At 70.9% G+C, this 20,104-nt stretch carries 14 protein-coding genes and 1 tRNA gene; 7 read left to right on the forward strand and 8 right to left on the reverse strand.

The features are described 5' to 3' along the window. The coding region (locus VGL30_RS04775) for a Ku protein (RefSeq protein ID WP_331537328.1) at nucleotides 1-775 on the forward strand (775 nt) is incomplete at its 5' end. A 41-nt stretch (nucleotides 776-816) separates the two neighbouring features. On the opposite strand, the gene ligD is transcribed toward VGL30_RS04775, so the two are convergent. The 3 genes from ligD to otsB are packed head-to-tail and all read right to left on the reverse strand — an operon-like array spanning nucleotide 817 to nucleotide 5,593. Continuing rightward, nucleotides 817-3,453: a DNA ligase D gene (gene ligD, locus VGL30_RS04780; protein ID WP_331537330.1), complete on the reverse strand. Its 2,637-nt coding sequence runs from the start codon at nucleotides 3,451-3,453 to the stop codon at nucleotides 817-819. A gap of 8 nt (nucleotides 3,454-3,461) precedes the next feature. Further along, a complete protein-coding gene (locus VGL30_RS04785; RefSeq protein WP_331537333.1) occupies nucleotides 3,462-4,862 on the reverse strand; it encodes an alpha,alpha-trehalose-phosphate synthase (UDP-forming) in 1,401 nt (466 codons plus the stop codon). After that, entirely contained in the window at nucleotides 4,850-5,593 is a 744-nt protein-coding gene (otsB, locus tag VGL30_RS04790; RefSeq protein WP_331537335.1) for a trehalose-phosphatase, read from the reverse strand. The genes VGL30_RS04785 and otsB overlap by 13 nt, the downstream gene beginning before the upstream one ends. Before the next feature lie 160 nt (nucleotides 5,594-5,753). On the opposite strand from otsB, the gene zwf reads away from it, so the two are divergent. Further along, on the forward strand, nucleotides 5,754-7,223 hold the full coding sequence (zwf, locus tag VGL30_RS04795; RefSeq protein WP_331537337.1) for a glucose-6-phosphate dehydrogenase: 1,470 nt from the start codon (nucleotides 5,754-5,756) through the stop codon (nucleotides 7,221-7,223). A 9-nt stretch (nucleotides 7,224-7,232) separates the two neighbouring features. On the opposite strand, the gene VGL30_RS04800 is transcribed toward zwf, so the two are convergent. Further along, nucleotides 7,233-9,029, reverse strand: coding sequence for a glycoside hydrolase family 15 protein (locus VGL30_RS04800; RefSeq protein ID WP_331537339.1), 1,797 nt, complete (start codon nucleotides 9,027-9,029; stop codon nucleotides 7,233-7,235). A gap of 155 nt (nucleotides 9,030-9,184) precedes the next feature. On the opposite strand from VGL30_RS04800, the gene pyk reads away from it, so the two are divergent. Continuing rightward, nucleotides 9,185-10,603: a pyruvate kinase gene (gene pyk / locus VGL30_RS04805; protein ID WP_331537341.1), complete on the forward strand. Its 1,419-nt coding sequence runs from the start codon at nucleotides 9,185-9,187 to the stop codon at nucleotides 10,601-10,603. Here the strand turns inward: pyk and VGL30_RS04810 are convergent. Together VGL30_RS04810 and VGL30_RS04815 are read right to left on the reverse strand one after the other, a co-directional pair. Further along, on the reverse strand, nucleotides 10,600-12,756 hold the full coding sequence (locus VGL30_RS04810) for an amylo-alpha-1,6-glucosidase (protein ID WP_331537343.1): 2,157 nt from the start codon (nucleotides 12,754-12,756) through the stop codon (nucleotides 10,600-10,602). The two genes, pyk and VGL30_RS04810, sit on opposite strands and share 4 nt — an antisense overlap. 12 nt (nucleotides 12,757-12,768) lie before the next feature. Then, the gene (locus VGL30_RS04815; protein WP_331537345.1) at nucleotides 12,769-13,830 is read right to left on the reverse strand and encodes a glycosyltransferase family 4 protein; all 1,062 of its coding nucleotides are present in this window, start codon (nucleotides 13,828-13,830) and stop codon (nucleotides 12,769-12,771) included. A gap of 157 nt (nucleotides 13,831-13,987) precedes the next feature. Here VGL30_RS04815 and pgl point away from each other — a divergent pair, with 157 nt between their 5' ends. The 3 genes from pgl to glk are packed head-to-tail and all read left to right on the forward strand — an operon-like array spanning nucleotide 13,988 to nucleotide 17,496. Beyond that, nucleotides 13,988-14,683 carry a 6-phosphogluconolactonase gene (pgl, locus tag VGL30_RS04820; protein ID WP_331537347.1) on the forward strand — a complete coding sequence of 232 codons (696 nt, stop codon included), beginning with the start codon at nucleotides 13,988-13,990 and terminating at the stop codon, nucleotides 14,681-14,683. A gap of 30 nt (nucleotides 14,684-14,713) precedes the next feature. Continuing rightward, nucleotides 14,714-16,528, forward strand: a complete 1,815-nt coding sequence (edd, locus tag VGL30_RS04825) for a phosphogluconate dehydratase (protein ID WP_331537349.1) — start codon at nucleotides 14,714-14,716, stop codon at nucleotides 16,526-16,528. After that, nucleotides 16,525-17,496, forward strand: a complete 972-nt coding sequence (glk, locus tag VGL30_RS04830; RefSeq protein ID WP_331537351.1) for a glucokinase — start codon at nucleotides 16,525-16,527, stop codon at nucleotides 17,494-17,496. The genes edd and glk overlap by 4 nt, the downstream gene beginning before the upstream one ends. A 30-nt stretch (nucleotides 17,497-17,526) precedes the next feature. On the opposite strand, the gene VGL30_RS04835 is transcribed toward glk, so the two are convergent. Beyond that, nucleotides 17,527-18,312, reverse strand: coding sequence for an enoyl-CoA hydratase/isomerase family protein (locus VGL30_RS04835; RefSeq protein WP_331537353.1), 786 nt, complete (start codon nucleotides 18,310-18,312; stop codon nucleotides 17,527-17,529). 251 nt (nucleotides 18,313-18,563) lie between these two features. On the opposite strand from VGL30_RS04835, the gene VGL30_RS04840 reads away from it, so the two are divergent. Beyond that, nucleotides 18,564-18,653 (forward strand) — tRNA-Ser (locus VGL30_RS04840). Between the two features lie 327 nt (nucleotides 18,654-18,980). Here the strand turns inward: VGL30_RS04840 and VGL30_RS04845 are convergent. Further along, nucleotides 18,981-20,104 (reverse strand): hypothetical protein (locus VGL30_RS04845; protein WP_331537355.1); only part of this gene is annotated, 1,124 nt, incomplete at its 5' end.

Consider the following 20,104-nt stretch of genomic DNA (forward strand, 5'->3'; position numbering starts at 1 on the left):
CTCCCCCAAAGGCGACGTCCATTTCAACCTGCTGCACAAGGACACCCACAACCGCATCCGGATGATCCCCACCGATCCCGACAAGGGCCCGGTCGAGCGCTCGGAGCTGGTCAAGGGCTACGAGGTGTCCAAGGGCCACTACATCGTGGTCACCCAGGAGGAGATCGAGGCGGTGCGCCTGGAGAGCACGCGCACCATCGACATCGAGCGCTTCGTGGAGGCGTCGGATATCGACCGCATGTACTGGAACGACCCCTATTTCCTGGTTCCCGACGGCAAGATGGCGGCCGAGGCCTTCAGCGTCATCCGCGAGGCCATGGTGCGCCAGAAACGGATCGCGCTCGGCCGGGTGGTGCTGCACCAGCGCGAGCGGCTGATGGCGCTGGAGCCGCGCGACCGCGGCATCCTGGCCTACACCATCCGCAACAAGAACGAGGTGCGCGACCCCGAGGAGGTGTTCGCCCATATTCCCGCGGTCAAGCCCGGCCCGCAGATGGTCGAGATCGCCGCCCGGATCATCGAGCAGCAGGAGGGCGACTTCGACCCCTCGCAGTTCAAGGACCGCTACGAGGAGGCGCTGCGCGCCCTGATCCGCGAGAAGGAGAAGGGCCACACGGTGACCGCGCCGGAGGAACCGCAGAAGGCCGAGGTGATCGACCTGATGGAGGCTTTGAAGCGCAGCCTGGGCCAGGCCGGCGGCGAGCGGCGCAAGCCCGCCGCGCGCGCGGACGCCGCCAAGCCGGCGGGGAAGAAGCCGGCGAGGAGGCGGGCCTGAGGCCGTCTTCCTTCTCCCACGAGGGGAGAAGGAAGACGGCCTCACCCCAGCCGTTTGATCGCCGCCTCCAGCGGCCGTTCGGCGTCGCAATAGTCCGCCCAGGCGTCGGTCTTCGCGAGCAGGGCCGGCGCCGTGCGCAGGGTGTAGCGGCGCGGGTCCAGCCCGGCCTTCACCTGGCTCCAGGTCAGCGGGAAGGAGACCGTCGCCCCGTCGCGCGCCCGGGGCGACAGCGGCGCCACCGCCGTGGCCATGCGGTCGTTGCGCAGGTAGTCGAGGAAGATCCGCCCAGTGCGCAGCTTCTTGGCCATGTTGACCACGTAGCGATCCGGCGCATCGGCCGCCGCCGCCTGGCAGACGCTCTGGGCGAAGGCCTTGGCGACCGGCCAGTCGAGCTTGCCGGGCTTCAGCGGCGTGACCACGTGCAGCCCCTTGCCGCCGGTGGTCTTGCAGAAGCTGATGAGGCCCAGGGCCTCCAGCCGGTCGCGTATCTCGCGGGCCGCTTCGACCACGGTGTCGAAGGCCACGTCCGGCGCCGGGTCGAGGTCGAACACCAGCCGGCCGGGAACCTCCGGCGCGTCCGGCTGGCAGTTCCACGAGTGCAGCTCGGCGGCGCCGATCTGGGCCAGGGCCGCCAGGGCCTCGATGCGGTCGACCTGCAGGTAGGGCTTGTGGTCGCCGAACACCTCCACCTGGCTCAACAGCGCCGACGAGCCCTTGCCCGCGTGACGCTGGAAGAACGTCTCGCCGGCGATCCCGTCCGGCGTGCGGATGATCGAGCAGGGGCGCCCCTTGATGTGCGGCAGCATCCATTCGCCGACCGCTTCGAAGTAGCGGGCGAGGTCCAGCTTGGCCACCGGGGCGGCGTCGCCGGCGGAATTGGGCCACAGCGGCTTGTCGGGATTGGAGATCCGTACGCCCATCACCACCGGCTCCGGCGCGGCGGCCTTGCGGCGGGCGGCCGGCGGCGGGGTCGGCGCAGGCTGCGCGAGCTCGGCTTCGTCGAGACGCGCCGGCGTCTCCGCCTCGACCTCCCCGGCCGGCTTGTCGGCGCGCAGGCCCTTGAAGGCGCCCTGGCGGACCATGCCGCCGGTGGTGAAGCCGGCGAACTCGATCTCCGCCACCAGCTCCGGCCGCGCCCAGTGGACATCGGGCCCGCCGCGCGGCGCGCCCACGCCCGAGAAGGGACTCCGGTCCGCCGCCACGGCCTGCAGCCGCGGCGCCAGGCGGGCGACCGTTTCCCGGCCGAAGCCGGTCCCGACCCGACCGGTATAGACCAGCTTGTCGCCGCGATGGACGCCCACCAGCAGGGAGCGGACCTGGCCCGGCTCCCCGGTCCAGCCGCCGATCACCACCTCGTGCCCGGCGCGGCACTTGGCCTTCACCCAGTCGTCGCTGCGCTCGCCACGGTAGGGCGAGTCCAGCCGCTTGGAGACGATGCCCTCCAGCGACAGGCGGCAGGCCGACTGCAGCACGGCGTCGCCGGCGGTCTCGAAGTGGTCGACGTAGCGGATGCGGCCCTTGAGCCCCGCCTCCTGCGCCTCCAGCAACGCCTTCAGCCGCGCCTTGCGCTCGCGGAGCGGCAGGCCGCGCAGGTCCTCGGCCCCTTCGAACAGCAGGTCGAAGGCGAAGAAGATCAGGTCGCCGGTCTTGCCGTCCGACAGAGCCGCCTGCAGGGCCGGGAAGTCGGGCGCGCCGTCGTGGTCGAGGGCGCAGGCCTCCCCGTCGACGATCCCGTCGGGCAGGCCGGAGCCCGCCCGGGCGATCTCCTTGAACTTGCCCGACCAGTCGAGTCCCTTGCGGGTCTTCAACGTCGCCGCACCGTCCTGCACGCGAAGCTGCAGGCGGTAGCCGTCGAACTTGATCTCATGCGCCCAGCCGACCCCGGCGGGCGGCCGGTCGACGGAGCCGCAGAGCATCAGGGGCGCGAATCCAGGCAGGGCCGCGGACTTCTGCTTCGCGGGCTTGGCGGCAGGTTGCGACTTGACCGTCGCCGGGCGGGCGGTCTCGGCCTGCGCCCGGTTGCTATGCCAGATGTCGTCGGCCGGGGCGCGGGGCTTGCCGCCGGTCATGAAGCGGGCCGGTCCCTGGCCCCCGCCGGCGGCGATTGCCTCCATCGGCCGGCCCGAGGCGACAGAGCTGACCGCCCTCTCGGTGATCCGGCCCGCCTCGCCCTCGGCGGCGTACTGGTCGTGATGCTTGATCAGCAGCCAGTTGTCGCGCCGCTCCCCGCCCCGGCGCTTCATCCGTACCAGGACGAAGCCGCCCTTCAGCCGCTCGCCGTCCAGCACGAACTTCAGCTCGCCCTTGGCCAGCGCCGCATGGGGCTCGACGCCCGGCTCCGGCGCCCAGTAGCCGCGGTCCCACAGCATCACCGTGCCGCCGCCGTATTCGCCCTTGGGGATGCCGCCTTCGAAGTCGCCGTAGTCGAGGGGGTGGTCCTCCACCTCCACCGCCAGGCGGCGGTCGTGGGGATCGAGCGAGGGGCCCCTGGTCACCGCCCAGGACTTGAAGACCCCGTCCAGCTCCAGGCGAAGGTCGTAGTGCAGCCGGGTGGCGGCGTGCTTCTGGATGACGAAGCGCAGCAGGTCCGAACGCTTGACCTCGCCCTCGCCGCTGGGCTCGGCGGTTTTCGAGAAGTCCCGCATCGACTGGTAGCGGGCGAGCTTGCGGTCGGCCATGGGCGCCTCTAGCTCGCCAGCGCCGTCTCGCGCGGGGCCACGTCCATCAGGGCGGCCACATAGGCGTCGCGCCAGGCGGCGACGTCCTCGCGCTGCACGTTTTCGTTGAGGGCCCGCCAGCGGCGGATGCGCTCGGAGCGGTCCATGGAAAGCGCGCGCTTCAGCGCGTCGGCGATTTCCTCCGGACTGTTCGGATTGATCAGCAAGGCGTCGCGGAGCTGGTCGGCCGCGCCGGCGAAGCGGGAGAGGATCAGCACGCCCGGATCGTCCGGGTCCTGGGCGGCGACGTACTCCTTGGCGACCAGGTTCATGCCGTCGCGCAACGGGGTGACCAGTCCCACCTGGGCGGCGCGGTAGATGCCGGCCAGTTCGTCGCGGCGGTAGTTCTTGTTCACGTAGCGGACCGGGTTCCAGTCGATGTCGGCGTACTCGCCGTTGATCCGGCCGGAGAGGGCGTCGAGCCGCGCGCGGATCTCCTGGTAGGCGTCGACGCTCTCGCGGGACACCGGCGCGATCTGTAGCATCAGCACCTCGCGGCGCATGTCGGGGTTGTCGGCCAGGAAGCGTTCGAAGCCCAGGAACCGCTCCTCCAGCCCCTTCGAGTAGTCCAGGCGCTCGACGCCGACGATGAGCTTCTTGAACACCGTCGACGCCGCCATCACGTCGCGGGTGTGCGTGGCCCGCCGGCCGGTCAGCAGCTCGCCGAACTCCTTGGCGTCGATGCCGATGGGGAAGGCCCCGGTCCGCACGGTGCGGCCGAAGGCGCGCAGGCGGTCCCCCGCCAGGCGCTCGCCGGCGGCTTCGCTCAGCACATATTCCTCGAAGGCCTGCAGGTAGTCCGGCGTCTGGAAGCCCACCAGGTCGTAGTCGAACATCGCCTGCACCAGCAGCCGGTGCCCCGGCAGGGTGACGAACAGCTGGTGCGCCGGCCAGGGAATGTGCAGGAAGAAGCCGATCCGGTTGGTCACGTCCAGCCGCCGCAGCTCCCGGGCCAGCGGGATCAGGTGGTAGTCATGCACCCAGATCAGGTCGTCCGGCTCGATCAGCGGCCTCAGTGTCGCGGCGAACCGGCGGTTCACCCGCTCGTAGCCCGCCCCGTAGGAGCGGTCGTAGGCAGTCAGATCCAGCCGGTAGTGGAACAGCGGCCACAGCGTCTTGTTGGCGTAGCCGTTGTAGTACTCGTCGAAGTCCTGCTCATCGAGGTCGACGACGGCGGTGGTGACGCCGTCCGCGCAGCTTATCGTCGGCGGGCCGTCCGCCTCCTCGGCGGTGCGCCCGCTCCAGCCGAACCACAGGCCCGAATATTCCCGCAGCGCGGCGGCCAGCGCCATGGCCAGGCCGCCGACGCTTTCGTCGCCGCGTCCGGTGGGCGGGTTCACCCGGTTGGAGACCACGATCAGCCGGCCCATAGCGCCGCCTCCAGCCAGTCCAGGGTCTCGGCCACGCCTTCCAGCCGGTAGCGGGCGCAGGTGGCGCGCGCACGCCCCACCAGCACCCCGAAGCCGCCCAGCGCCGCGGCCGCGGCGAAGCCGTCCTCGTCGGTGATGTCATCGCCCACGAACACCGGCCGCGCGCCGCGGAACGGCGGCTCGCTCAGGAAGGCGCGCACGCTGTCGCCCTTGTTCGGCCCGGGCGTACGCAGCTCCACCACCATGGCGCCGTCCTGACGGACGAGGCCGGTCTCGTTCGCCAGCCGGGTCGCCTCGGCGTGGGCGGTCGCGGCGTAGCCCGGGGCCTGGCGGTAATGCAGGGCGACGCTGCGGCCCTTGTCCTCCACCAGCAGGCCCGGCGCCGACGTCGCCAGGGCGCGGAACGCCGCGTCGGCCGCCGGCAGGCCGGAATGCGGCGGGGTCTCCTCAAGGCCGCCGTCGGCGCGGCGGCGCACCAGGCCGTGCACCGCCGCCACCGGCCGCACGCGGCCTTCCAGGATACGGTCGATGTCGGCCATCGACCGGCCGCTGATCACCGCCAGCCGACCGTCCAGCACCCGCGACAGACGCTCGAGCAAGCCGGTGCGGCGGGCGTCCGGATGCACGTCCTGCGGGCGCGCAACGATGGGCGCCAGGGTGCCGTCCAGGTCGAGGAACAGCGCCGCGCCCTCTGGCGACAGGGGCGCCGGCGTGTCGGAATGCGGTCTCACGTCCTCAATGGTCATGTCTGTTCGCGCCGGCATGCGCCTAACGCATAAGCACGGCCGTACGATCCTGTACTCTCTCGTCCGCTGAAGTGAACTCCGGAAAGCGCTTGACGTTGCAGGGAGGGCGGCGGCTATGCCGGCCTCTCTCGCAAAGGTGATGGCCATGGCAGACGCGCACGAAGCCGACATGTTCGTCCTGTTCGGCGGGACGGGGGACCTCGCCCGGCGGATGCTGCTTCCGTCGCTCTACTTCCTCGACGCCGACGGCTTCCTGCCCGAGGGATTCCGCATCCTGGCGAGCGCTCGGGCGGCGATGAGCCGCGACGCCTTCGTGGCCGAGGTCCGCAAGTCCCTGGCCGAACGGGCCCCGGCGGAGGGGATCAACCCGGACGCCTGGGCGCGCTTTTCCGCGCGGCTCGACTATGTCTCCTGCGACGCCACCCGCGCCGAAGGGGTCGAGAGCCTGAAGGCGCCGCTGGCCGGCGCCCGCCGGGCGATCTTCTACCTGGCCCTGTCGCCCAGCCTCTACGGACGGGTGTGCATGGCGCTGGGCGGCGCCGACCTGGTGGGCCCGGAGACCCGCATCGTCCTGGAAAAGCCCATCGGCCGCGACCTGGAGTCCTCGCGGGTGATCAACGCCGCGGTGGGGGAGTTCTTCGCCGAGGAGCGGATTTTCCGCATCGACCACTACCTGGGCAAGGAGACGGTGCAGAACCTGATCGCGCTGCGCTTCGCCAACAGCCTGTTCGAGCCGCTGTGGAACAACCTGACCATCGACCACGTGCAGATCACCGTGGCCGAGACCGAAGGGGTGGGCGACCGCTGGGGCTATTACGACGAGTACGGCGCCCTGCGCGACATGGTGCAGAACCACATGCTGCAGCTGCTCTGCCTGGTGGCCATGGAGCCGCCCAGCGACATGGAGCCGGACTCGCTGCGCAATGAGAAGGTCAAGGTGCTGCGCTCGCTCCGCCGCTTCACCCGGGCCGAGGCGCAGAACAACAGCGTGCGCGGCCAGTACGGCGCCGGCATGGCGGGCGGCGAGCCGGCCGCGGCCTATGAAACCGAGCGCGGCCAGGAGACCGGCACCGAGACCTTCGTGGCCCTGCGCGCCGACATCGACAACTGGCGCTGGGCGGGCGTGCCCTTCTTCCTGCGCACCGGCAAGCGCCTGCCCGAGCGGCGCACCCAGATCGCCATCCAGTTCAAGCCGGTGCCGCACTCGATCTTCGACGGCCCGGCCAAGGCCGACCTGACCCCCAACCGCCTGGTCATCGACCTGCAGCCGGACGAGGACATCGAGCTCACGCTGATGAACAAGTCGCCCGGCCTGTCGCAGGGCGGCATGCGCCTGCAGTCCATGCCGCTCTCGCTCTCCCTGCTGCGGGCCTACTCCGGCCCCGGCGCCCGGCGGCGCATCGCCTATGAGCGCCTGTTGCTCGACGTGGTGCACGGCGCCCGCGCCCTGTTCGTCCGCCGCGACGAGGTGGAGGAAGCCTGGCGCTGGATCGACGGCGTCGCCGAGGCCTGGCGCGAGGCCGGCATGACCCCGAAGCCCTACGCCGCCGGAAGCTGGGGCCCGGCGGGCGCCTTCGCTCTCATCGAGCGCTCCGAGCGGGCGTGGAACGATTGACGGACAGGTCTATCGTACGCTGGTCCACGGTTTCGACAGCAGGCTCGCGCAGTTGATCAGGCCCACCAGCGAATAGGTCTGCGGATAGTTGCCCCAGAGCTCGCCGCCCTCGAAGGCGATGTCCTCGGAGAGCAGACCTGCGGCGGTGCGGCGGCCCAGCATCTCCTCGAACAGGGCGCGGGCCTCATCGGTGCGGCCGGAGAGGTGCAAGGCTTCGATCAGCCAGAAGGTGCAGATGTTGAAGGCGGTCTTCGGTTCGCCGAAGTCGTCGGGGACGGCGTAGCGCAGCATGTAGGGCCCGCGCCGGAGCTCCTTCTCCACCGCCCGGATGGTGGCCTGCATGCGCGGGGATTGCGCGTCGGCGAAGCGCACCTCGACGAGCTGCAGGAGGCTTGCGTCCATGCCGTCGCCGTCGAAGGTGGCGGAGTAGCGCCCCAGGCCGGGATTCCAGGCGCGAGACTCGATCGCCTGGCGGATGATGTCGGCGCGGTCGTTCCAGTAGTGGGCCCGCTCGTTCAGCCCGAGCTTGGCCGCCGCATTGCCCAGCCGGTCGCAGGCCGCCCAGCACATCACCGCCGAATAGGTGTGCACGGCCTCGCGGCCGCGGAACTCCCAGAGGCTGGCGTCGGGCTTGTCGTGCAGCTCGAAGGCCCGCTCCCCCACCGGCTCCAGGGCGCGGAAGTCCTCCAGGGTCGCCGCCCGGAGCAGGCGCTCGTCGAAGAAGGCCTGCACGGTGGAAAGGATGACCTGGCCGTAGACGTCGTGCTGCATGTGCTCGTGCGCCTGGTTGCCGATCCGCACCGGGCCCATGCCGCGGTAGCCCGGCAGGTGCTCCGCGATCCGCTCGGTGAGCGCGGGCTCCAGGCCGACGCCGTAGACCGGCTGCATGTGGCCGCCCTTCTGCCGGTCCACCAGATTGCGCAGGTAGGCCAGATAGTTTTCCAGTATGTCCGCCGCGCCCAGCCGGTTCAGCGCCTGGACCACGTAGTAGGCGTCGCGGAGCCAGCAGTAGCGGTAGTCCCAGTTGCGGCCGGATTCGGCATGTTCGGGGATGGAGGTGGTCAGCGCCGCCACGATGGCGCCGGTCTCCTCGTACGCGCAGAGCTTCAGGGTGATCGCCGCACGGATGCTCACCTCCTGCCACTCAAGCGGCACCGACAGCGTCCGCACCCAGCCGCGCCAGTAGGCGGCGGTCTCGCGCTGCATGCGCTCGGCCGTGGTGGTGATGTCGGCCTCGAAACCCTCGTCGGGACCGAGGAACATGGTGACCGGCTCCTCCAGCCGGAACAGCCGCTCCTCGGCGATATGGGAGACGGGCGCATCGGTGGTCAGCCGGATGGTGGTCTCCCCACCCATGTAGCGCAGGTGGTTGGAGCCCATGGTGCGCTCGCAGATGCTTCCCCCCCAGTTGGCGGTGGGGCGCAGGCGGATGCGGACATGCGGCGTGCCGGCCAGCGGCCGCACGATGCGGAAGAAGGCCAGCGGCCGGTAGACCCGGCCGAACTGGCGGTAGCGGGGCGCGAAGTCGATGATCTCCAGCCGCGCGCCCGCCTTGTCGGTGATCTCGGTGCGCAGGATCGGGGTGTTGCGCAGGTAGGCTTGGCGGACCTGGGCCGTGTCCTCCACGTCCACCGCCCAGACGCCCTGGGCCGCCTCGTCGGTGGAGTCCACCCCGCTCAGCAGGTTGCTCAGGAAGGGATCGCCGTCCACCCGCGGCGCGCAGGACCAGACATAGTGGCCCGCACGGTCGATGAGCGCGCTCGCCGCGCAGTTGCCGATGGGGAAGAGGTCGAGGCTGTGGCTCACGGGACGTTCCTGGGTCCGATAGGTCCGAAAGGGATCGTTATCGCGCCGCCGCCGGTTTCTGCTCGACGGCGGCCTGGGGCGTCTAGATAAACTCTGAACTGCGCCGCGTGAATCGAGTCGCGAACTCCCGCCTTCGCAATCGATGGAATCCAACGGTGATCCGAGCCCGCCGAGCCCGCATTGTCGCCACCCTGGGACCCGCCAGCGGCACGGCGAGCAAGATCGCCGAGCTGGCGCGCGCCGGCGCCGACGTGTTCCGCGTCAACTTCAGCCACGGAACCCACCAGGACCACGCCCGCACCATCGCCGCGGTGCGGGTCGCCGAGGCCGAGGTGAGCCGGCCGATCGCCATCCTGGCCGACCTGCAGGGCCCGAAGCTGCGCCTGGGCGAGTTCGCCGACGGCCGCGTGCGGCTGAAGCCCGGCCAGGACCTGCGGCTGGACCTGAATCGGGAGCCGGGCGACGCCTCGCGCATCGGGGTGCCGCACCCGGAGGTGTTCGCGGCGCTGAAGGTCGGCGCGGAAGTGCTGCTGGACGACGGCAAGGTGCGCCTGCGGGTCCGCCGCCACGGCGCGGACTTCGCCGACACGGTGGTCGAGGCGGGCGAGGCGCTGTCCGACCACAAGGGGCTGAACCTGCCCCGGCTCACCATCCCGATCCCGGCGCTCACCGGCAAGGACCGCGAGGACCTGGCCTTCGCCCTGTCGCAGGACGTGGACTGGGTGGCGCTCTCCTTCGTGCAGCGGGCGGACGACATGGCCGAGCTGCGCCGCCTGACCCAGGGCCGCGCCGGCGTCCTGGCCAAGATCGAGAAGCCCGCCGCCCTCGACGCCCTCGACGAGATCCTCGACCTCTGCGAAGCGGTGATGGTCGCCAGGGGCGACCTGGGCGTGGAGATGGCGCCGGAAGAGGTGCCCGTGGTGCAGAAGCGGCTGGTGCGGGCCGCCCGCCTGCGCGGCCTGCCGGTGATCGTCGCGACCCAGATGCTGGAATCGATGATCCATTCCCCCACCCCGACCCGGGCCGAGGCCTCCGACGTGGCCGGCGCAGTGTACGAAGGGGCCGACGCCATGATGCTTTCCGCCGAGAGCGCCGTGGGGGACTATCCGGTGGAGGCGGTCTCGATCATGGACCGCATCATTGCCCGGGTGGAGCGCGACCCGCGCTGGCCGGAGCTGATGCGCGCCGAGTTCCCGGTGGACGACGCCGACGCCGACGCCCTGGTGGCCGCCGCCCGGCGGGCGGCGGAGGCCGCCTCCACCGCTTGCCTGGTGGCCTTCACCACCACCGGCCAGACCGCCCTGCGCCTCGCCCGCGAGCGGCCGCTGCAGCCGACCCTGGCGCTGACCCCGCACCTGAAGACCGCCCGCAGGCTGGCGCTGGCCTGGGGGGTGGAATCCCGCGTGGTGCCGGAGGTGTTCGATCCCGAGGAGCTGGCGCGGCTGGCGGTGACCCAGGCCGCGGACTGCGGACTGGCCGCCCCCGGGCAGCGGGTGCTGATCCTCGCGGGCCTGCCGATGGGGTCCCCCGGCGCCGCCAATATCCTGCGACTGGCCCACGCGCCGCGTCGCTAGGTCCGTCGCCGGATCCGGATCGGAACCCTGGCGCCGTCGCTCTCCACCGCGATGTGGCGGCCGTCACGCTCGAACCGCAGGTCGATCATCTTCTTGCCGACCCGGAGGCCCTGCACCTGCAGGCGGTCGATGCCGATCGGCAGGCGCGGGTCGATGATCTCGATCTCGCCCTTCAGCCCGTCGATCCGCAGGCCCAGGCAGGCCTGCAGCATCATGAACACCGAGCCCGCCGCCCAGGCCTGGGGCAGGCAGGCCACCGGATAGGCCACCGGCGTCTCCCCGGCGTGGCGCGGGAAGCCGCAGAACAGCTCCGGCATGCGCATCTCGAAGTTGTTGCCGGTCTCGAACAGCTCCGAGGTCATCCGCACCACCCCGTCGCGCTCGCCGTAGCGGGCCATGCCCATGGTGCAGACCGCGGTGTCGTGCGGCCATACCGAGCCGTTATGGTAGGACATCGGATTGAAGCGCGCCTCGCCGGTGGCGAGCGTGCGGATCCCCCAGCCGCTGTCGAAGCCGCCGGAGAGCAGCTGCTCGGTCACCTTGCGCGCCCGCTCGGGGCTCGGCAGGCCGGTGAACAGCAGGTGGCCGGGGTTGGAGCTGCGCACCCGGCAGAGCTCGCCGGCTCCGTCGATGGCGATGCCGTAGAAGCCCACGTCCTCCATCCAGAAGCGCTCCTCCACCTGCTCGCGGACGTGGCTGGCCCGGTCCTCCCAGCGGGCCTGCGCCTCGTCCTCGCCGCGCAGGCCGCAGAGCTTGGCCAGCGCCCGGTAGGCGGCGAAGGCGTAACCCTGCACCTCGACGAGCGCGATCGGCCCCTGGGGGAAGCGGCCGTCGGCATGGAAGACGCTGTCCTCGCTGTCCTTCCAGCCCTGGTTGGCCAGGCCGCTCTCAGCGCCTCTGGCGTAGTCGATCAGGCCGTCGCCGTCGGAATCGCCGTACTGCTCGATCCAATGGGCGGCGCGCTGCAGGGCGGGCCACAGGACCTCGATCAGCTCCAGGTCGCCGGTCCGCTCGGCGTAGGCGCCGGCCAGGGCCACGAACAGCGGCGTGGTGTCGACCCCGCCGTAGTAACGGCCGAACGGCACCTCCCCCAGCGCCGGCATCTCGCCCTTGCGGGTCTCGTGCATGATCTTGCCCGGCTGGCTGTCGCGGAAGGCCGAGATCTCCTCGGCCTGATGGGCGGCGAGGTAGCTCAGCACGCCCCGCGCCAGCGACGGCTCGAACCACAGGATCTGCCAGGCGGTGATGATGGCGTCGCGGCCGAAGGCGGTGGAGAACCAGGGGATGCCCGCATAGGGATACGGCCCGGTCTCCATGCGGGTGGTCAGCAGGGCGAGGTCGGCCCGCGACTTGTCGAGCCATTCGTTGAACAGCCGGCCCGAGGTGTGCAGCCGCGCCCCGTGGCGCGTGCGGTTGCGCATGTCGAACCGCGCCCGCGCCGCGCAGGAGCGGAACCGCTCGCGGCTGGGGGTGGGTCCGACCTCCGCCCCCACTTCCAGGTGCAGCTCCAGCCGGCCTTCCGCCTGCAGGGAGTACATGAAGTCCGCCCGCTGCGGCGTCAGCCGGCCCGGCGGGTCGGAAAAGGAGATCACGCTGGAGCGAGTCAGCTTGTCCAGCCCCTCGTAGCCGAAGCGCACGGTGCGCCCGTCGACCTCGGTCGGCAGCATCAGGCCACGGCTCAGGCGTCGCGCGCCACGCACCTCGAACATGTCGCGGAAGTCGGCGGCGAACTCGATGGCCAGCGGCACGATGACCACGTCACGGCTGTAGTTGACGATGCGGATCTGCTCGTAGAGCCGCTCCTCCCAGAGGAACCGCTTGCGCTCGATGTGCAGCACGCCGGGGGGCCCGACCGGACCGCCGGGATAGGGCAGCTCCTGGTTCGAGCCGTGCGAGGTGAAGAAGACGTTGTCCTGGGCGATGGCCGCCGAGAGCAAGGAGGGCTGTTTCGAACCCATCAGCAGGCGGAACCGCGACAGGATGCGGGTGTCGTCGTGGAACAGGCCGTCGGCCGCGCCCACGATGTCGCCGAACGAGTCGTTGACGATGAAGGTGTCCCGGTCCTTCAGGGAGAACAGGCGATGCGGAACCCGCGGCTCGCCGGTCAGCCCATGCTCGACAGGGGCGTCCGGTGCGGGCGCCAGATCATCCATAGGAAGTTTCGCCTATGCGTTGGCGGCCACGACCACCGGCAGGGCGGCCGGCCGTCCGAGAGCGGCGTAGATGTCGAGATAGCGCCGTGCCATGGCCTGCGACGAGAACCGCTGTTCGAACCGCCGCCGGACCGCGCTCCGGTCCAGGCCGCGCGCCCGGTCGAAGACGGCCACCGCCTGATCTTCGTCGCGCACGATGAACCCCGTCAGACCCGGCTCCACGAGCTCGGGCACCGAGCCGCATTCATAGGCGATCACCGGCGTGCCGCAGCCCATGGCCTCGATCATAACCAGGCCGAAGGGCTCCGGCCAGTCGATAGGGAAGAGCAGCGCGTCCGCGCCGCCCAGGAAAGCCGACTTCTCGGCGTCGCCGATCTCGCCGACGAACTCGATAAGCGGATGGTCGAGCAGAGGCGCGACCCGTTCGTCGAAATAGGCGCTGTCGGCGGGATCCACCTTGGCGGCCATCCTCAGCCTGCGGCCCAGGCGCTTGGCGATGGCGATGGCGCGGTCGGGCCCCTTCTCCGGCGACATGCGCCCCAGGAACGCCAGGTAGCCGTCGGACTTCGGATGGAACTGGTAGAGGTTGGTCGGCAGGCCGTGGTGGACCGTGCCGGCCCAGTTGGCGAACTCCAGCGGCCGGCGCTGGTGGTCGCTGATCGAGGCCAGCGGGAACTCGCGCCAGCGGCGGTAGACCCTCGGCAGGTCCTTCAGGTCCAGGCGGCCGTGCAGGGTGGTCAGCGTCTTGTGCGCCAGGCCCTCGAACAGCGGGAACTGGATCATGTCGGTGTGGAAGTGGACCACGTCGAAATCCGCCGCCCGCCGGCGCACCTCGGAGATCTGGGTCAGGTGGGCGGCCAGGTCGGACTTCAGCGGCGCGGGGTCGAGGCGGATCGCCTGATCGCGCACGGGCGCCAGGCGCGCGCTGGTCCGGGCGTCGGCGCTGGCGAACAGGGTGACGTCGTGCCCCAGGTCGACCAGCGCGTCGGTCAGGTGCGCCACCACGCGTTCGGTTCCGCCGTAGAGCCGCGGCGGAACGGCTTCGTACAGCGGGGTCACCTGAGCGATACGCATGCGAACGACCATGGGAAAGGGGCGCCCGCACGGCGCCGGTTGCCGACATAGTCGAAAGCACCCACCTTCTCGAAGGTTCCCGGGGGTGACAGCATAATTTGCGCAGTGCAGCGAGGCGGGCGCGACCGGACCGGCCTTCCCCGCGTTAGGACCTCGAATGCTTGAAATCTTCGCGAGTTCATCCGCCCTGGCCGAGGCTGCGGCGCACGCCGCCGGCCAGGGGCTGGCGCGCGGCGTGCGCGAGCGCGGCCGGGCCGCCCTGGTGGCCACCGGCGGCCGGGCGCCGGGGCCGGTCTACGACCGGCTGGCGGGGGCCCCCGTCGACTGGGCGCGGGTGGTGGTCACCCTCTCCGACGAGCGGTTCGTCCCGCCGGGCGCGCCGGAGTCCAACGCGGGGCTCCTGCGGGACCGGCTGTTCCGGGGCCCGCCGGCGCGCGCCGCCTTCGTGCCCCTCTGGCGGGACGTGGAAACCCCGGAGGACGCCGCCCGCCAGGCCGAGCCGGCGGTGCGCGCCATGGCGCCCTTCGACGTGGTGCTGCTGGGCATGGGGGAGGACGGGCACGTGGCCTCGCTGATCCCGGGAAGCCCGGGGCTCGCCGCCGGCCTGGACCCCCAGGGCGAGCGATGGGTGATGGGCGTGCCGGCCGGGACGGGTTCTCCGCCCCTGGCGCGGATCACCCTCACCCTGCCCGCGCTGACGCAGGCTCACGTCATCTTGCTGTTGATCGCCGGCGATACGAAGCGCTTCGTCGTCGACCAGGCCCTGGCCGGCGCCGATCTGCCGGTGCGGGCCATCCTGACCCAGGACCGCGCCCCGGTGCGCGTGCTCTGGTCCCCCAGACACGAAGATTAGCCACGAAGACCAGGCACGAAGGTTGAAGCCATGCATCCCGTCGTCAGCGCGGTAACCCAACGCATCGCCGAGCGCAGCCGCGACCTGCGCGGCGACTACCTGACGCGCATGGACGCCGCGCGCCACGCCGGCCCCGGGCGGGCCAAGCTGTCCTGCGCCAACTTCGCCCATGCCTTCGCCGCCTCGCCGGGCGGCGACAAGCAGCGGATGCGCGACCCCTTCGCCCCCAACCTCGCCATCGTCTCGGCCTACAACGACATGCTCTCGGCCCATCAGCCGCTGGAGCGCTTCCCCCACATCATCAAAGCCGCGGCCCTGCAGGTCGGCGCCACGGCCCAGTTCGCCGGCGGCGTGCCCGCCATGTGCGACGGGGTCACCCAGGGCCGGCCCGGCATGGAGCTGTCGCTGTTCTCCCGCGACGTGATCGCCATGGCCACGGCCGTGGCCCTGACCCACGACGCCTTCGACGCGGCCCTGATGCTGGGGGTCTGCGACAAGATCGTGCCGGGGCTGGTGATCGGCGGCCTGGCCTTCGGCCACCTGCCGGTGATCTTCGTCCCCGCCGGCCCGATGACCTCGGGCGCCTCCAACGCCGAGAAGGCCAGGGTCCGCGCCCGCTACGCCGAGGGCAAGGCGACCCGGGAGGAGCTGCTGGACATGGAGATGAAGTCCTATCACGGCCCCGGCACCTGCACCTTCTACGGCACCGCCAACTCCAACCAGATGATGATGGAGATGATGGGCCTGCACCTGCCGGGCGCGGCCTTCGTCAGCCCCAACACCCCTTTGCGCGACGCGCTGACCGCCGCCGCGCCGCAGCGGGCGGTGGAGATCGGCCACGCCTCCAACGCCTACGCGCCCATGTCGGCGGTGGTGGATGAGAAGAGCCTGGTGAACGCCGTGGTGGGCCTGCTGGCCACGGGCGGTTCGACCAACCACACCCTGCACCTGGTGGCCATGGCCCGCGCCGCGGGGCTGATCATCGACTGGCAGGATTTCGACGACCTGTCACGCGTCACGCCGTTGCTGGCGCGGGTCTATCCCAACGGCAGCGAGGACGTGAACGCCTTCCACGCCGCAGGCGGCATGGCCTTCGTGGTGCGCCAGCTGCTGGACGGCGGCCTGGCGCACGACGACGTGCTGACGGTGGCCGGCCAGGGCCTGCGGCGCTACCAGCAGGAGCCCTTCCTGCAGGACGGCGAGCTGGTGTGGCGCGACGGGCCGGCGGTCTCGCTCAACCCCGACATCCTGCGGCCCATCGACGACCCCTTCCAGCCGGAGGGCGGCATGCGCCTTCTGACCGGCGGCCTGGGGCGGGCGGTGATCAAGACCTCGGCGGTCAAGGACGAGCACCTGCAGGTCGAGGCGCCGGCCATCGTCTTCCACGACCAGGACGACCTGATCGAGGCCCACGGGCGCGGCGAGCTCAACCGCGACTTCATCGCCGTCGTCCGCTTCCAGGGCCCGCAGGCCAACGGCATGCCGGAGCTGCACAGCCTGACCCCGGTGCTGGGCGTGCTGCAGGACAAGGGCTTCAAGGTGGCGCTGGTCACCGACGGACGGATGTCCGGCGCCTCGGGCAAGGTGCCGGCCGCCATCCATGTGACGCCGGAAGCTGCGGACGACGGTCCGCTGGCCTATGTGCGCGACGGCGACATGATCCGGCTTGACGCCCGCCGCGGGACGCTGGAGATCAACGTCGATCCCGCCGAGCTGCGCAGCCGCCCGCGCGTGACGTCGCCGTCGTCAGGGCCCGGCTATGGCCGGGAGCTGTTCGGGTGGATGCGCCGCGTCGCCGGGTCCGCCGAGGCGGGCGCATCGGTGCTGTTCGAGGCTGCGGCATGAAAAGCAAGTTCGTGGGGCTGGTCGCCGACGTCGGCGGGACCAACGCCCGCTTCGCGCTGGTGGACGATGCGGGACACATCCGCTTTCCCCGCAGCTTCCTCTGCCGCGACTACGACTCGCTGGCCGCCATCATCGCCGAGTACCTGGCCACCGCCGCCGGCCGCCAGCATCCCTCCAGGGCCGCCATCGCGGTGGCGGGCCCGGTGGTGGACGGGGAGATCGAGTTCACCAACCTCGACTGGCGCGTCTCCGAGGTGGACCTGCTGGCTGCGTTCGAGCTGGAGGCGGTGAGCCTGATCAACGACTTCGCCGCCCAGGCGCTGGCCGCCCCGCGACTCGACGCGGAGAACCTGCGCGCCATCGGGCCCAAGCTGCGCGGGGCGGACTATTCCCCCATCGTCGTGCTGGGCGCGGGCTCCGGCTTCGGCGTGGCCGGCATGGCCCGCTCGGAGCGCGGTGACCTGGCGATCGCCACCGAAGGCGGCCACGCGGGTTTCGCGCCCTACGACGACCTGGAGACCGAGGTCTGGAAGCGGCTGCGGCTGAAGCATGCCCGCGTCTCCATCGAGCGCCTGCTCTCCGGCCCCGGCCTCTATGAGCTCTACCGGGCGCTGGGCGACATCGAGGGGACGCACGCCGACCTGAACGACGAGAAGGCGGTGCTGGAGGCCTCCGTCGCCGGCGACCGACTGGCCGACGCCGCAGTGGAACGGTTCTGCGCCATCTTCGGCTCGGTGGCCGGCGACTTCGCCCTGGCCTACGGCGCCCGCGGCGGGGTGTTCATCTCGGGCGGAATCGCCCCGCGCATGGTGGACCGGCTGATGGCCGGCGGCTTCCGGGCCCGCTTCGAGGACAAGGGACGCCTTAGCGACTTCGTGCGCGAGATCCCCACCCAGCTGATCGTCCACCCCTATCCGGCCCTGGTGGGCGCGGCCCGGCAGCTCGCCCAGATGGAGAGCCTGCGCTGACGGCAAGAAGGATCGGGAACAAGCGCCGGCTCAGCGCCCTGCGAAATTGCCGGTCCGGCGCTCGTTCACCGCCTTGACGCCTTCGGCGTAGTCGTCGGTGACGCGCAGGATGGACTGCTGCTCGAACTCGATGGCGGTCTGGGCGCGGACCGCGGCGGCGAGTTCGCCGCGCAGCGTCTTGCGGGTGGCGGTGACCGCGAGCGGCGCGTTTTCGGCGATCTCGCGGGCGAGCGCCCGGGCGGCGTCCATCAGGGCCTCGCGGGGGGCCAGTTCGTCGACCATGCCCCAGGCCAGCGCCTGCTCGGGCTTGATGCGCCGGCCGGTGAGGAACATCAGCTCCGCCCGCTGGGCGCCGATCAGCCGCGGCAGGGTGACGGTGAGGCCGAAGCCCGGGTGGAAGCCCAGCTTGACGAAGTTGGCGGCGAAGCGGGCGTCGGGCGAGGCCACGCGGAAGTCGGCGGCGAGCGCCAGGCCCAGCCCGGCCCCCACCGCCGCCCCCTGGATCGCCGCCACGACCGGCGTCCGGGCCGCGAACAGGCGCACCGCCTGTTCGTAGAGGGAGCCGATGCCGCCCATGCCGGACCCGGCGACGCCGGTGGTGGACGCCAGGTCGGCGCCGGCGCTGAACGCCTTGCCGGTGGCGGCCAGCACGATGGCGCGGCAGTCGTTCTCGCCGTCCAGCGCGTCCAGGGCGTCGGCGAGGTGGCGGACCATGTCGACGCTCACGAAGTTGTGCGGCGGGGCGTCGATGACCACGATGGCCACGTGGCGGCCGTCCAGGGCCACCGAGACCGTATCGCCATAGCTGGATTTCATTGAGGGGGGTGCTCCTGGGTCGCGGGCGGGAATCTTGGCGCAGGTCGCAGTCCGGGTCCAGGGCCGCGACCGCGCGGGACGCCTGCGAGGCCCGCCCGGCGCCGGTTTCGGCGACGCGCCCAAGCGTCGACCGGAGGTCGCGCCGGGCGCCGTCGCCCATGACGCGACCCGGGTTGACACCACGGGTTCCACGGCTAGGTTCCGCGCCTCACTCAACGGGCCCGGTTCGACCGAGGCCCGCGTCGGCGCCTGGAGAGGTGGCTGAGTGGTCGAAAGCACCGCACTCGAAATGCGGCGTACCTTCGCGGGTACCGTGGGTTCGAATCCCACCCTCTCCGCCATACTCCGCCATATTTTCCTATAAAGTGCTGTTTTTACATCAGTTTTTCTGGAGGAAAATTTGGCGTCATCAATTCCATCCTAAAAGTAACCGGCCCTCGCAGATAGGATGACTTGAGGGCGGCGACGGATAGAGCGTCCCGCCAGTAGGCGCCGAAACCCCAAAGCGGCCCACGCATCGAACTCGACGCGTTCACCGTGTGGATCTTGTAATGGGCGGCGTCGGGGAGCGCGCGGCCACACTCGCGAAGCCACTCGACCTGCCGAAGACGAGTTGTCGTTGGACAGACAGCGCCCGCAAAAACCACAACGAGCCCAGGGGCGGTCGCTTACGCGAGGCGAGCCGACGTTCTGCCGCGGGCCAGCAGCGCCGCGGTGAACAGCCAGCCGATCCACGCCACCTTCACGTGGTAGCGGGGAAACGCGCCCACCAGCATGGCGTGCAGCAGCAACTCCGCCGCGATGAAGGCCAGACCGGCGAGGGCGAGGCAACCGCCGATCCGGTCACGCCGCCAGAAGGCGTGCGCTCCAAGAATGGCGAGGGCCAGGTAACCGACGTAGGTGCTCGCGGTGAACGCGGCCTTCGGAAATAGAGGCGTCAGGTCGCCCCGTTGCTGGCGGGCGTTGTCGAAAGCCGCCAGCGCTTTGGGATGAAGCGCCCGCATCTGGGCTCGCACATAGTTGTCGCCCGCGAACGACCCAAGCTCGTAGGTGGCGCTTTCGCCGAGGGTCGGCTCGGCGGCGAGCATCGTCAGATCCCGCAGTCCCTCGCGGACAAAGGCCCAGGGGCGGGCCAACATGAGATCGTGCGTGAGCACGGCGTAGTCACCGTTTGGGTCATGCCAGGCGTCCGTCTCATCGGCGACGCCGTCCCACAGGAAATTCTGCTTACCCCGTACGGGGTTCTCCAGTCGGTCAAGCTTGTCGCAGATGGGGTAGCGCTTCTGCGGACAGGTTTCGCGCAGATAGGGTTGGGCGATGTTCACGTCCGCCAGACGGGCGAAGGTCAGCCCCGCCGACGAGGCGTTCAGGGTGGCATGGCCCTGCAGCCGCCAGTTGGCGGCGATGGTCACGCCGCCAGCCAGGAGGATGGCGCCGATGACGCCCAGGGTGGGCGCAAGGATTTGCGCATTGCGCAGCACGATCCAGCGCAGCAGCAGGCAGAAGACCGCCAACCCGGAGAACAGAATCATATTGGCGACGGCCGCGACCGCTCCGAACAGGGCGAGAGCGGCCAGGCCGAGCTGGATTGCGAGCCCCATCGGACGGGGACGCAGGATCAGGACGGCGATGGCCGCGCAGCCGAGCCCGGCCAGGATGTCCGGCATCAGCCACGAGGCGAGCCAGGGAGCCTGGTTCGCCATCAGCACGGCGGCGCTGGTCAGGAAGATCGCCGCCGCCGATCGCAGGCCTCCAGCGAAGTGCAGGAAGCTCATTACCACGAAGGACGTGA

Source organism: Phenylobacterium sp. (genome assembly GCF_036502675.1).
GTDB lineage: Bacteria > Pseudomonadota > Alphaproteobacteria > Caulobacterales > Caulobacteraceae > Phenylobacterium.

Bases quoted from the DNA above. Each gene is read 5' to 3' on its own strand.
- zwf (WP_331537337.1), top strand. From the start codon at position 5,754: ATGGCAGACGCGCACGAAGCCGACATGTTCGTCCTGTTCGGCGGGACG.
- glk (WP_331537351.1), top strand. From the start codon at position 16,525: ATGAAAAGCAAGTTCGTGGGGCTGGTCGCCGACGTCGGCGGGACCAAC.
- VGL30_RS04810 (WP_331537343.1), bottom strand. From the start codon at position 12,756: ATGGATGATCTGGCGCCCGCACCGGACGCCCCTGTCGAGCATGGGCTG.
- VGL30_RS04785 (WP_331537333.1), bottom strand. From the start codon at position 4,862: ATGGGCCGGCTGATCGTGGTCTCCAACCGGGTGAACCCGCCCACCGGA.
- VGL30_RS04835 (WP_331537353.1), bottom strand. From the start codon at position 18,312: ATGAAATCCAGCTATGGCGATACGGTCTCGGTGGCCCTGGACGGCCGC.
- edd (WP_331537349.1), top strand. From the start codon at position 14,714: ATGCATCCCGTCGTCAGCGCGGTAACCCAACGCATCGCCGAGCGCAGC.
- pgl (WP_331537347.1), top strand. From the start codon at position 13,988: ATGCTTGAAATCTTCGCGAGTTCATCCGCCCTGGCCGAGGCTGCGGCG.
- ligD (WP_331537330.1), bottom strand. From the start codon at position 3,453: ATGGCCGACCGCAAGCTCGCCCGCTACCAGTCGATGCGGGACTTCTCG.
- VGL30_RS04815 (WP_331537345.1), bottom strand. From the start codon at position 13,830: ATGCGTATCGCTCAGGTGACCCCGCTGTACGAAGCCGTTCCGCCGCGG.